The 12,558-nt window shown below is 43.4% G+C and carries 17 protein-coding genes; 16 read left to right on the top strand and 1 reads right to left on the bottom strand.

Features of this window, described 5'->3' with window-relative positions:
* Positions 1-98: 98 nt before the first annotated feature.
* The 14 genes from rpsJ (at position 99) to IRQ78_RS13040 (ending at position 6,945) form a co-directional block, all read left to right on the top strand.
* Complete coding sequence (rpsJ, locus tag IRQ78_RS13105) at positions 99-410, top strand: 30S ribosomal protein S10 (protein ID WP_002957900.1); 312 nt, start codon at positions 99-101, stop codon at positions 408-410.
* A 27-nt stretch (positions 411-437) separates the two neighbouring features.
* Positions 438-1,073: a 50S ribosomal protein L3 gene (rplC, locus tag IRQ78_RS13100; protein ID WP_036974218.1), complete on the top strand. Its 636-nt coding sequence runs from the start codon at positions 438-440 to the stop codon at positions 1,071-1,073.
* 17 nt (positions 1,074-1,090) lie between these two features.
* On the top strand, positions 1,091-1,696 hold the full coding sequence (rplD, locus tag IRQ78_RS13095) for a 50S ribosomal protein L4 (RefSeq protein WP_062568199.1): 606 nt from the start codon (positions 1,091-1,093) through the stop codon (positions 1,694-1,696).
* Positions 1,693-1,995, top strand: coding sequence for a 50S ribosomal protein L23 (gene rplW / locus IRQ78_RS13090; protein WP_054552368.1), 303 nt, complete (start codon positions 1,693-1,695; stop codon positions 1,993-1,995). The genes rplD and rplW overlap by 4 nt, the downstream gene beginning before the upstream one ends.
* A gap of 17 nt (positions 1,996-2,012) precedes the next feature.
* Positions 2,013-2,837 carry a 50S ribosomal protein L2 gene (gene rplB, locus IRQ78_RS13085; protein ID WP_054552369.1) on the top strand — a complete coding sequence of 275 codons (825 nt, stop codon included), beginning with the start codon at positions 2,013-2,015 and terminating at the stop codon, positions 2,835-2,837.
* A 16-nt stretch (positions 2,838-2,853) separates the two neighbouring features.
* The gene (gene rpsS, locus IRQ78_RS13080; RefSeq protein WP_010376377.1) at positions 2,854-3,132 is read left to right on the top strand and encodes a 30S ribosomal protein S19; all 279 of its coding nucleotides are present in this window, start codon (positions 2,854-2,856) and stop codon (positions 3,130-3,132) included.
* A gap of 14 nt (positions 3,133-3,146) precedes the next feature.
* Positions 3,147-3,479 (top strand): 50S ribosomal protein L22, encoded by a 333-nt coding sequence (gene rplV, locus IRQ78_RS13075; protein WP_004588690.1) that lies wholly within the window; start codon positions 3,147-3,149, stop codon positions 3,477-3,479.
* An 11-nt stretch (positions 3,480-3,490) separates the two neighbouring features.
* Positions 3,491-4,192 carry a 30S ribosomal protein S3 gene (gene rpsC / locus IRQ78_RS13070; RefSeq protein ID WP_054552370.1) on the top strand — a complete coding sequence of 234 codons (702 nt, stop codon included), beginning with the start codon at positions 3,491-3,493 and terminating at the stop codon, positions 4,190-4,192.
* Between the two features lie 12 nt (positions 4,193-4,204).
* Positions 4,205-4,618, top strand: a complete 414-nt coding sequence (gene rplP, locus IRQ78_RS13065) for a 50S ribosomal protein L16 (RefSeq protein WP_036974208.1) — start codon at positions 4,205-4,207, stop codon at positions 4,616-4,618.
* Positions 4,618-4,809, top strand: a complete 192-nt coding sequence (gene rpmC, locus IRQ78_RS13060) for a 50S ribosomal protein L29 (RefSeq protein ID WP_054552371.1) — start codon at positions 4,618-4,620, stop codon at positions 4,807-4,809. The genes rplP and rpmC overlap by 1 nt, the downstream gene beginning before the upstream one ends.
* Positions 4,809-5,066 carry a 30S ribosomal protein S17 gene (gene rpsQ, locus IRQ78_RS13055; RefSeq protein ID WP_054552372.1) on the top strand — a complete coding sequence of 86 codons (258 nt, stop codon included), beginning with the start codon at positions 4,809-4,811 and terminating at the stop codon, positions 5,064-5,066. Before rpmC ends, rpsQ begins: the two co-directional genes overlap by 1 nt.
* A gap of 50 nt (positions 5,067-5,116) precedes the next feature.
* On the top strand, positions 5,117-5,926 hold the full coding sequence (locus tag IRQ78_RS13050) for a hypothetical protein (RefSeq protein ID WP_194442450.1): 810 nt from the start codon (positions 5,117-5,119) through the stop codon (positions 5,924-5,926).
* Positions 5,927-5,991: 65 nt separating this feature from the next.
* Positions 5,992-6,282, top strand: a complete 291-nt coding sequence (locus tag IRQ78_RS13045; protein ID WP_054552374.1) for a hypothetical protein — start codon at positions 5,992-5,994, stop codon at positions 6,280-6,282.
* 72 nt (positions 6,283-6,354) lie between these two features.
* Positions 6,355-6,945, top strand: a complete 591-nt coding sequence (locus IRQ78_RS13040; RefSeq protein WP_194442449.1) for a hypothetical protein — start codon at positions 6,355-6,357, stop codon at positions 6,943-6,945.
* 43 nt (positions 6,946-6,988) lie between these two features.
* Here IRQ78_RS13040 and IRQ78_RS13035 read toward each other — a convergent pair whose 3' ends face one another.
* Entirely contained in the window at positions 6,989-8,629 is a 1,641-nt protein-coding gene (locus IRQ78_RS13035; RefSeq protein WP_194442448.1) for an endonuclease, read from the bottom strand.
* A 349-nt stretch (positions 8,630-8,978) separates the two neighbouring features.
* Here IRQ78_RS13035 and IRQ78_RS13030 point away from each other — a divergent pair, with 349 nt between their 5' ends.
* Positions 8,979-10,793, top strand: coding sequence for an assimilatory sulfite reductase (NADPH) flavoprotein subunit (locus tag IRQ78_RS13030; protein ID WP_194442447.1), 1,815 nt, complete (start codon positions 8,979-8,981; stop codon positions 10,791-10,793).
* A gap of 48 nt (positions 10,794-10,841) precedes the next feature.
* Positions 10,842-12,539 (top strand): assimilatory sulfite reductase (NADPH) hemoprotein subunit, encoded by a 1,698-nt coding sequence (gene cysI / locus IRQ78_RS13025; protein ID WP_062566681.1) that lies wholly within the window; start codon positions 10,842-10,844, stop codon positions 12,537-12,539.
* Positions 12,540-12,558 lie beyond the last annotated feature (19 nt).

Raw genomic sequence — 12,558 nt, 5'->3', positions numbered from 1 at the left:
ACGTAGATATAAGAAAGCAGCCGACATCTTAGTTATTAAGATTGTTTCGGTCGTTTTTTTATGCTCTTTTTAAATGCTCTTTATATTGAGGTTTAAGAATGTCAAATCAACGCATTCGTATTCGCCTAAAAGCTTTTGACCACCGTTTGATTGACCAATCAACGGCGGAAATCGTGGAAACTGCGAAACGCACTGGCGCACAAGTACGTGGTCCAATCCCACTACCTACACGCTTTGAACGTTTTACTGTACTAACTTCACCGCACGTTAACAAAGACGCGCGTGATCAGTACGAAATCCGCACCCATAAACGTCTGATCGACATCGTAGAACCAACTGACAAGACTGTTGACGCTCTTATGCGTTTAGATCTTGCTGCTGGTGTTGATGTTCAAATCAGCCTGGGTTAATCGGAAGATTAGAGAGGTTTTAGGAAAATGGCATTAGGTCTAGTCGGTCGTAAAGTGGGTATGACACGTATCTTCACTGAAGATGGTGTATCTATCCCTGTGACAGTTATCGAAGCGACACCTAACCGCATTGCTCAGATCAAATCTGAAGCAACTGACGGTTATAACGCGCTTCAAGTAACCGCAGGCACTAAAAAAGCAAGCCGTGTAAACAAAGCAGCAGCGGGTCACTTCGCTAAAGCTGGTGTTGAAGCGGGTCGCGGTCTGTGGGAATTCCGCCTAAATGGTGGTGAAGGCGATTTTGAAGTAGGCGCTGAGCTTACTGTTGAATTATTCAACGAAATCAACAAAGTTGACGTAACCGGTACTTCTAAAGGTAAAGGTTTCCAAGGTGGTGTTAAGCGCTGGAACTTCAGCATGCAAGACGCTACTCACGGTAACTCTCTATCTCACCGTGCTCCTGGTTCAATCGGTCAAAACCAATCACCTGGTAAGGTGTTTAAAGGTAAGAAAATGGCCGGTCACATGGGTGCTGAGCGTGTAACGACTCAAAACTTAGAACTAGTTCGCGTTGACGCTGAGCGTAACTTGCTTTTAGTTAAAGGTGCAGTACCTGGCGCTATCGGCGGTGACGTTATCGTTAAACCAGCTGTTAAAGCATAAGTCCTGGAGATTTAGTGATGGAATTAGCAATTAAAGACGCTTCTGGCGCTCTTGAAGTTTCTGAAGCTACTTTTGGACGTGAGTTTAACGAAGCATTAGTACACCAAGTAGTTGTTGCTTACGCAGCAGGTGCTCGTCAAGGTACTCGTGCTCAGAAGACACGTTCTGAAGTTAGCGGTGGTGGTAAAAAACCATGGTCTCAAAAAGGTACTGGCCGTGCACGTGCTGGTACAATTCGTAGCCCAATTTGGCGTTCAGGTGGCGTTAGCTTCGCAGCTAAACCACAAGATCACAGCCAAAAAGTAAACCGTAAAATGTACCGCGGTGCGATCAAAAGCATCTTATCTGAATTAGTTCGTCAAGAGCGTTTAATCGTTGTTGAGCAGTTTGGTCTTGAAGCACCAAAAACTAAAGAACTAGTTGCTAAGCTTAAAGAACTTGAGCTTAAAGATGTTCTAATCGTGACTGAAGAAGTAGATGAGAATCTTTTCTTATCGGCACGTAACCTATACAAGGTTGACACGCGTGATGTAGCTGGTATCGATCCTGTAAGCCTAATCGCTTTCGATAAGGTACTTATTACAGCTGCTGCTGTTAAGCAACTTGAGGAGGCGCTAGCATGATCCGTGAAGAACGTCTTTTAAAAGTGATCCTTGCTCCACACATCTCTGAGAAAAGCACTATCGCTGCTGAAGAGAACAACACGATTGTTTTCAAAGTAGCTTCTGATGCAACTAAAGCTGAAATCAAAGCTGCAGCAGAAAAGCTTTTTGAAGTAGAAGTAACTGGTGTTCGCACACTAAACGTTAAGGGTAAAACAAAACGTACTGGCATGCGTTTCGGTCGTCGTTCAGACTGGAAGAAAGCTTACGTTACTCTTAAAGAAGGTAGCGAGCTAGACTTTGTCGGCGGCGCCGAGTAATAAGGGGAGTTAGAATTATGGCACTTCAAAAGTGTAAACCAACTTCTGCGGGTCGTCGTCACCTGGTTAAAGTGGTTAACCCAGATCTACATAAGGGTAAACCTTACGCACCACTACTAGAGAAAAACTCTAAGTCTGGTGGTCGTAATAACAAAGGTCGTATCACGGTTCGTCACATCGGTGGTGGTCATAAGCATCATTACCGTGTAATCGACTTTAAACGCACTAAAGATGGCATTCCAGCTGTTGTTGAGCGTCTAGAGTATGATCCAAACCGTAGCGCAAACATCGCTCTTGTATTATATGCAGACGGTGAGCGTCGTTACATTATTGCACCTAAAGGCTTAAAAGCTGGTGATTCAATCCAATCTGGTATTGATGCACCAATCAAAGCTGGTAACACGTTACCAATGCGTAACATGCCTGTAGGTTCGACTGTTCACAACGTAGAATTAAAACCAGGTAAAGGCGCGCAAATCGCACGTTCTGCTGGTGCATACGTTCAAATCCTTGCTCGTGAAGGTCAATACGTAACTCTACGTCTTCGTTCTGGCGAAGTTCGTAAAGTTCCAGCTGACTGTCGCGCAACACTTGGTGAAGTAGGCAATGCTGAGCATATGCTTCGTTCACTAGGTAAAGCTGGTGCAAATCGCTGGCGTGGTATCCGTCCGACAGTTCGTGGTGTTGCCATGAACCCGGTAGATCACCCGCACGGTGGTGGTGAAGGTCGTACATCTGGTGGTCGTCATCCTGTGTCTCCATGGGGTAAACCGACTAAAGGTGCTAAGACACGTAAGAACAAGCGTACTGATAAATTTATCGTACGTCGTCGTACTAAATAATAGTTGAGGAATAGCCATGCCACGTTCTCTCAAGAAAGGTCCTTTTATTGACCTACACTTGCTGAAGAAGGTAGAGAAAGCGTTGGAAAGCGGTGACAAGAAGCCAATTAAAACTTGGAGCCGTCGTTCAATGATCATACCTAACATGATCGGATTGACCATCGCTGTCCATAATGGTCGTCAGCACGTTCCTGTGTTCATCACAGACGAAATGATCGGTCACAAACTAGGTGAATTTGCACCAACTCGTACTTACCGCGGTCACGCTGCGGATAAGAAAGCGAAGAAACGTTAAGAGGGGAATGATAAATGCAAGCATTAGCTAAACATAAATTCGCCTCTGGTTCGGCGCAAAAAGCACGTCTAGTTGCAGATCAGATCCGCGGACTTCCGGTTGATCGCGCTCTAGAAATCCTGGCGTACAGCCCTAAAAAAGCGGCTGTATTAGTTAAAAAAGTACTTGAGTCTGCTATTGCTAACGCAGAGCATAACGAAGGTGCTGACATTGATGAGCTTCGTGTAACTACGATCTTTGTGGACGATGGTCCAACAATGAAGCGTATTATGCCACGTGCTAAAGGACGCGCAGACCGCATCCTTAAGCGTACAAGCCACATCACTGTTGTGGTTTCAGATAGCTAGGAGTATAAGTAATGGGACAAAAAGTTCATCCTACTGGTATTCGCCTAGGTATCTCTAAACCTTGGGTTTCTACCTGGTACGCGAATTCAAAAGATTTCTCTGATCAGCTTTTTGGCGATCACAAAGTACGTACTTTCCTTACTAAGGAATTAAAAGCGGCTTCTGTGTCTAAAATCGTTATCGAGCGTCCAGCTAAATCTATCCGTGTAACAATTCACACAGCTCGTCCTGGTGTTGTTATCGGTAAAAAAGGCGAAGACGTTGAAAAACTACGTCAAGCAGTAACTAAGATTGCAGGTGTTCCGGCTCAGATTAATATCGCTGAAGTTCGTAAGCCTGAACTTGATGCACAACTAGTAGCTGACGGTATTGCGTCACAGCTAGAGCGTCGTGTTATGTTCCGTCGCGCTATGAAGCGTTCGGTACAAAATGCAATGCGCATTGGTGCAAAGGGTATCAAAGTTGAAGTTAGCGGTCGTCTTGGCGGTGCTGAGATCGCACGTTCAGAATGGTATCGTGAAGGTCGTGTACCTCTACATACTCTTCGTGCTGATATCGACTACGCAACTTCTGAAGCCTTAACCACTTATGGTATCATTGGTGTTAAAGTTTGGATCTTCAAAGGCGAAGTTATTGGTGGTTTACCACTAGTACAAGAGCAAGAGAAGCCAGCTAAACGCGCGCCAAAGAAAGCCAAAAAAAGTGCTAAGTAGAGGTAGCGAGTAATGTTACAGCCAAAACGTACAAAATTCCGTAAAATGCACAAAGGCCGCAACCGCGGTTTAGCGCAAAACGGTAACAAAGTAAGCTTCGGTACTTTCGGTTTGAAAGCTACTGGCCGTGGCCGTATGACTGCTCGTCAAATCGAAGCAGCTCGTCGTGCTATGACACGTCACGTAAAGCGTCAAGGTAAAATCTGGATTCGTGTATTCCCAGATAAGCCAATTACGAACAAACCATTAGAAGTTCGTATGGGTAAAGGTAAAGGTTCTGTTGAATATTGGGTTGCTGAAATTCAACCTGGTAAAGTACTTTACGAAATGGAAGGTGTTTCTGAAGAGCTTGCTCGTGAAGCATTTAACCTTGCAGCGCGTAAATTACCATTCACAACAACTTTCGTAACTCGGACGGTGATGTAATGAAAGCTAGCGAACTAAAAGACAAAAGCGTAGAAGAGCTAAATGCTGAACTTCTAGGACTTCTTCGTGAGCAGTTCAACCTGCGCATGCAAGCAAGCACTGGTCAGTTAGCTCAGACACACACGCTAAGAACAGTACGTCGCGATATCGCGCGTGTAAAAACAGTTATTAACCAGAAGGCAGGTCAATAATGAGCGATAAAATCCGTACTCTTCAAGGCCGTGTAATCAGCGACAAGATGGATAAATCTTTCACTGTTGCTATCGCACGTTACGTGAAGCATCCAGTATATGGAAAATTCATCAAACGTACGACTAAACTACACGTACATGACGAAAACAACACAGCTCAAACTGGTGACGTAGTTACTATTTCTGAGTGCGCTCCTATTTCTAAGACTAAGTCTTGGACTTTAGTAGACGTTGTTGAGCGTCCAAAGAAAGCTTAATTTTTAATTAAGTTTCCTTACTAAAAAGCCCCGGCATCTGCTGGGGCTTTTTGTTTTTAAAATACCGCTTACCGCCATTTTCTGATGAACTATTTCACTCATCTGACACTCTTAAAAATAAAAAGCGAGGCGCTTGGGTGTTAAAAGGGAATTACAAAGCATGGATCATCTCGATTACGCTACATGCTATGCTTTTATTGTTATTTGCTCGATATGGAAAGTCTGTGAAACTTCCCGCAGTCGCTGAACCGCCCAAGGTAATCAACGCGTATGTGAGTGTCGATTTAACAAAGCTACCTAGTTTGCAGAAGACTCAAGACAAACCTTTATCGGATCAGCCGCCAGAAATAGTTGATGAAGCGAAGGCTTTGCCGCTAAGAGAGGAAACCCCTCATAGCAGTCCTAAGCAGAAAAGAGATGCTAAGGTTGTTGAATACTCAGTTAGTGAATCCCAAGAAGTGACAACTGAGGTCGCAAAGCCTGATCAGGCACCTGAACACTCAAAAATAACCGAAGTACCCTTTAAAAAGCTCAACCCGTATGCGCCAATTCCAGAACTTAAGTTTGAAAATGACTCTTCTAATGCATCGCTATTTGGTCAGGTGAACGCCGCAAATAGTAATTCTTCTGTAGGCAGGATATCTGTACCTGTGCAATTAACAGTATCAGATAAGGCAAAAGTCGTTTGGCAGAGTGGTGATGGCAGCAAGCGCATCGAGGTGCTAAATGGTATGTGTTATGGCATCGATTTTAATTCAGTGTTTGGTAAATCTGGAGTGCCAAGCGGTTCGCCCAGACCTTGTGAAGACAAGGATGCTAAATTATTTAAAGAAATAATGAATAAGTGGAGTAAAAACTAATAAAAAAACACTTTACCTCAACTTAACTTGAGCTTTTAAAGTGGCGTTTTTAAAAGGGCGCTACAATGAATCCATTAGAAAACTATCTATTAAGCTTGCAGATTAATACTTATAAAACTTCAATTTATCAAGTTATTGAAATACAAACGCGTATTTGGCAATCACTCCAATCAGGCTCTAGCTATGCACTGGCCATGCTGGAGGTATTAGAAGTAGTAAACCATTCAAAACAACAGCAGCATCAAGCACTGTTAAAGCAGGTGTTACAGCTTCTTGGCTATAGTGCCCAATCTCAAGTCGGTAATAATTTACTTGTTGCGCATAAGCGCTTTTCACATTCGTTAGAATTATTATGAGCTGTCATTATTAGGTCACAAAGGTTGGGTGAAATAATACTGTTTTAAGGATTGAAACGGAGTTTCTGCATCATGAATGAGCAGCCAGAGATAATTATTATAGGTAATGGCCCAATAAATACCGAGCTTGCTAAGCTGATTGATTGTTGCCCTCGTGTCGTTCGTTTTAACCGCTGTGCAGCAATGCCTACGCACCTAGGTAAGCGATGCACTGATCTATGGCTACTGGGCCGAGGAAGGCAGGCGCAAAGCTTACTTACTGATCCGCTTGTGATGCCGCTTGAAGGGATAAGTAAAGTTGTCGTCACTGATCCTGCGCCAAATTTACTTATGCAGCACATATTCAAACTGATCCGCCGTCAAAGCCGGCTTGACCATGGTGACGCTTTGTTTAATCGATATGGCAAAGGATTACAGCAAGAAAGGTTAACCCAGCAATTTCGCCAATCAGTCCTTGAGTATCTATTAACGTTAGGGCCAACAATACATAAGCCATATTGCCCAAGTTCAGGAACTTTAGCGATTGTTCACTACCTTAAATTGTTTTCAAAAGTGCATATAGCAGGTTTTGGTTTTCAGGGCTGGAAGCGTCATCCGTGGCATTTAGAAAAACGCTATGTATCAGAGTTAATTCACGAAAACAAAGTCATTATGCTTGACTGAAAAAAGGCACTTAGCCGAAACTAAGCGCCTTGGCTTAACGAAGTTACCAAATCATTTCTACAAATTCTGGGTGATCCACAAATGGGTTGCGGTTACCTTGATGTTCATAAGCGGCTTGGTTACGGTCAAGCTCTAATTGGCTAACGGGATCCTCGTTATGCCACTTTAATAACATAGTAACGACCCAGCTCTCAAAGACCTGATTAGATGAACCATTCAGTACAGCGTTACTGTAGGTTGTGTTGTTTTGCCATGAGCCAATCACGTTTTCATAGCGTGTTGCCATATAGAAGTACGCTCTTGCAAAGTCACCTTTAAATTCATCAATTGGTTCAAAAACCGTTCCTGAGTAATTTAATGAGCTGGCTGCACTACCTACTTTGCTGCCGTTACTAGAGGTATAGTTTGCACTAGCTACTTCACCAAATGGGTAGTTACTGCGTTTTGAATTGACATAACCGTCAGTGGCAAAAATATGATGTACGTCTGAATTCATTGGCTCAATTGTTCCACCAAACCAACTTTTCGGGAAAGAATGCTCACGGTTGTAGCAGTCTGCTTCGCTGTTGTATGTCCCACATTGGTCGCTCACAGCAACATAGTTGTAGCTGTCTTGGCCTGCAGGGTTTTCTGAATAACGATCTAAAATAGAGTTGTCGTTTTCAAAATACTTATCGCGTGAAGCAACATCGTAAAAGCTCCAAATCGCAGAATAGCCTTGTGAGTTGTGATCTTTAATGATGTTGTATAACTCTGTTTTTAGTGCATAACCACTAAGGCCTTGCGTTGTAACATAGTATCCCGATGGCTCTGTTGGGGTTGTACCACCACCGTCACCGCCGCCTGAGCTATCGCCTAGGCTAAACGGCGTTGCTTCTGAGCTTTGGAAGCTTGCACCACTGGCAAGTACTGTTTGACCTAATGAAAGGCTGTAACTGCCATTGCCGAATGAGCAGCATATGCCATCACCATAACTATCAAAAATAGTAAAGCTATAGTCACCATCCGTTAAACATGCTTGCTCACTGTACTGAGTATTTGCTGCATAGCTGCCGCCTGATGCTACTGCACTACCTTGGCTATTGGTGATTTGCCAGCTGGTTTCTTCTCCATAGTTATCGGTAGTGAGGGTTAAAGACACTTGGTTATAGGCGCAGCTGCCCGAAGGTGGTGGGGTTGCGCCAGTGCTTGGTGCAAAGTTATCTACATAAACTACTTCGCTGCCATCAAAACCAGTTACGTCGTAAAAGCGCAGGCCAACATTAATTGATGTGGTAGCAGAGGCTGTGTACTGATAACTGATTTGTTGCCATTGATTAGTTAATGCTGAATTAGAATAGCCTTGATAGCCATCAACCACTAAGCGAGCTCTTACGCCGCCTTCTGTATGGTAAACCCAAGCTGAAAACTCATAAGTTTCACCCGCCACTACATCAACTAGCTGCTGTAAATCGGTATTACTTTGCGTGCCAGTATTAACCACGACTTGCGCTGAGTAATTACCTGAGTAAACCACATTACTATTAGCGCTAAGGCTAATACCGCTATCTATGGTGCTCCAGCTTGCAGGGGTGTTTGCTGACCAGCTTTCGAAGCTGGCGTTATTAACATTTGCCAATGCTGAACTCGCTAGGCACAGTAAGCCACTGGCTAGCATATATTTTTTACATGTCCCGTGTGACATTGTATTTTCCTTTTCATATTTTTTAATAGTTATTGCTGTTCTTAAAATGAACACAGCGAGTATAGGCTAATTGTCTTATGTTGCAATAATGTTAATTAATAAAAGTTTCTTATTTGGGAATTTTTGCTTTTAACATGTTTTTTTTGGATAAATACTAAATTAATAACTAAATGGAATATCAAAGCAGATTCTATTCTTTTTTAATCGCCTCAGACCTCGTTATTCTTCACGCTCAGATAAACCTTTAAAGCGTTTTTATTAGGTCTTTAAAGTCGAAAAAATTGTTCGCGAAATGACGGTAGCAAGTTCGTTTCGCAGTTAACTTTTCAGGGTTACGAGGAATAAATTCATGTTGTTAAGTCAACTAAATGCAGCGGCGAGCCCGCTATCGCAAGAGCAAGTACAAAAGCTGCAAGGCTTAGTGGCTGAACTTAATCCAATTCAGCAAGCGTGGGTAAGTGGTTACTTAGCTGCAAATGCCAACGCAGGTGCATTAACCGGTGGTGTTGCAGCCGCTCCAGATGCAGGTGATGCGGCCCCGCTAACTATTTTATACGGCTCTCAAACGGGTAACGCAAAAGGCGTGGCAAGTAAGTTAAAAGAGCAAGCAGAGTCGCGCGGTCTAACGGTTAAGTTAGTAAACATGGCTGACTACAAACCAACTGCCCTGAAAAAAGAAAAGTTCATCACGGTTGTTGTTTCAACTTACGGTGAGGGTGAACCACCAGAAGACGCTGAAAGTCTGCATGAATTCTTAACGACTAAAAAAGCACCAAAACTAGATGGTGTTAAAGTGGCTGTGATCGGCTTAGGTGATTCAAGCTACGAGTTCTTCTGCCAAACAGCAAAAGATTTTGAAGAGCGTTTTAACAAGCTTGGCGCAGAAACTATTTTCCAGCGTGCTGACTTAGATGTTGATTACGATGATGAAGCTGCTAAGTGGATTGACGGTGCACTTGATGCGTTTGAACCTGATCTTAAAGCGCAGCAGCAAGCAAGTGGTGGTCAAGTTGTGGCGATGCCATTTGGTGCCGCGGCACCAGCAGCAAGCCAATACACCAAGCAAAACCCATTTGCTGCAGAGCTTAGCGTTGTGCAAAAAATTACCGGTCGTGATTCAACCAAAGATGTGCGTCATGTTGAAATTTCATTAGAAGGTTCAGACATTACCTATACACCGGGTGACTCGCTAGGCGTTTACTTCTTAAATGACGAAGCGCTTGTTGATGAAGTCCTTGCGCTTACACAAATCGATTCATCTAGTACGGTTAAACTCGGCGACGAAGAACTAAGTATTCGTGATGCATTAATCGAAAAATTAGAATTAACTCAGTCTTACCCTGGCTTTGTTGAAAAATATGCAACAGCAACGGGCAACCCTGATTTATTAAAGCTAGTTGAAGATAGAGCGGCAATGCGTGAGTACATTGAGCCTCGCCAAATCTTCGATATTATTCTTCAAAACCCAGCTCAACTAGAAGCGCAAACATTAGTAGACTGCTTACGTAAACTACAAGCACGTTTATATTCGATTGCATCTAGCCAAGCAGAAGTTGAAGAAGAAGTTCATTTAACGGTGGGCTTGGTTGAGTTTGATGCATTCGGTAGCGAGCACTTAGGTGGTTGTTCTGGCTATTTAGCACGTCGTGCTGAAGAAGGCTGCAAAGTAAAAGTATTTAGCGAGCATAACGATAATTTCCGTTTACCGGCTAATGATGAAACGCCAATTATCATGGTAGGTCCGGGTACAGGTATTGCACCTTTCCGTGCGTTTTTACAAGAGCGTGATGCCCGTGAAGCAAGCGGTAAAAACTGGTTATTCTTTGGTAACCCACACTTTACCCAAGACTTTTTATATCAAGTAGAAATTCAAGGTTACTTGAAGTCAGGTTTACTGACAAAAGTGGATGTGGCGTTTAGCCGTGACCAAGCGGAAAAAGTATATGTTCAAGACAAACTTCGCAAAAACAGCCAAGAAGTATTTGCTTGGTTAGAAGCGGGTGCTCATTTCTATATCTGTGGTGATGCAAACCGTATGGCGAAAGATGTTCATCAGGCGCTTGTAGACATTATCAAAGAAAATAGCGGCAAAGATGATGAACAAGCTGAGCAATATTTAAAAGATTTACGTAGCGCAAACCGCTATCAGAAAGACGTGTACTAATCACGTTTAAAGCTAACAGCCGTCACTGTAACAAATTTAGGAAATACCATGAGCGAACAAGACAAAAACGTAAAGCTTTCTGATAACGAGCGTTTGAAAAGAGAAAGTAACTTTTTACGTGGCACCATTGAGCAAGATTTAAAAGACGAGATCACCGGTGGTTTCACTGCTGATAACTTCCAACTGATCCGTTTCCACGGCATGTACCAGCAAGATGACCGTGATATTCGCCCTGAGCGCGCCAAACAAAAACTAGAGCCGTTACATAATGTTATGTTACGTGCTCGTATGCCTGGCGGTATCATCAAGCCAGAGCAATGGTTAGCGATTGATAAGTTTGCTGAAGAGAAAACCAGCTATGGCAGTATTCGTTTAACCACACGTCAAACATTTCAGTTCCATGGTGTGCTTAAGCCAAATATTAAAGGCATGCACCAAATGCTTAATAGCGTGGGTATTGACTCAATTGCAACGGCGGGCGATGTAAACCGAAACGTGTTATGTACAACGAATCCTGTTGAGTCTGAGCTGCACCAAGAAGCGTACGAGTGGGCAGCGAAGATCTCTGAGCACCTATTACCAAAAACTAAAGCGTATGCTGAAATTTGGTTAAATGGCGAAAAGAGTGAAACCACTGAAGAGCCAATCTTAGGTTCAACTTACTTACCACGTAAGTTTAAAACCACAGTGACAATTCCACCGAACAATGAAGTGGATGTGCATGCGAACGACTTAAACTTTGTAGCAATTGCAGAAAACGGCAAGTTAGTTGGTTTTAACGTGTTAGTAGGTGGTGGTCTTGCGATGACTCACGGTGATACAGCAACGTATCCTCGTAAAGCAGATGACTTTGGTTTCATTCCACTTGAGCACACGTTAAAAATTGCTGAGCACGTGGTGTCTGTACAGCGTGATTGGGGTAACCGCTCAAATCGTAAAAATGCGAAAACTAAATACACACTAGACCGTGTAGGTTCTGATGTATTTAAAGCTGAAGTTGAAAAACGTGCCGGTGTTCAATTTGAGCAAAGCCGCCCGTATGAGTTCACTCACCGTGGTGACCGTATCGGTTGGGTTGAAGGTATTGATGGTAAGCACCACTTAACGCTGTTTATCCAAAGTGGCCGTATTTTAGATTACCCAAATCAACCTCTTAAAACAGGTTGCCGTAAAATTGCTGAAATTCACCAAGGTGATTTCCGCATGACTGCAAACCAAAACTTGATCATCGCAGGTGTTCCGGCTGATCAAAAAGCGGTAATCGAAGAGATTGCTCGCAACCATGGCTTAATTGATGACAGCCATACAGAGCAGCGTAAAAACTCAATGGCGTGTGTGGCATTACCAACCTGTCCGCTAGCGATGGCTGAGGCAGAGCGTTATTTACCAAGCTTAATTGAGAAAACAGAAGCGCTATTAGCTAAGCACGGCATTAGCGATGACAACATCATTATGCGTGTCGTGGGTTGTCCGAATGGCTGTGGCCGCGCAATGTTGGCAGAAGCGGGTCTGGTTGGTAAAGGTCCGGGTAAATACAACGTGTACTTAGGTGGTAACCGTGAAGGCACGCGTATTCCAAAATTGTATTTAGAAAATGTTGGCGAAGACGTATACCTAGACGCATTCGATAAGCTAATTGGCCAATGGGCAAGTGAGCGTAATGAAGGCGAGTGTTTTGGTGATTTTGTAATTCGCAAAGGCATTGTTGCTGAAGTTAAAGTTTCAGTAACCGATTTTCACGCATAATTTTATAAGCGACACCGCT

Origin of the sequence: Pseudoalteromonas simplex (genome assembly GCF_015278155.1) — a bacterium.
GTDB classification, from domain to species: Bacteria; Pseudomonadota; Gammaproteobacteria; order Enterobacterales; family Alteromonadaceae; genus Pseudoalteromonas; species Pseudoalteromonas simplex.
Note: the sequence above shows the minus strand (reverse complement) of the source record. Positions and strands in the feature narration are given on the sequence as shown.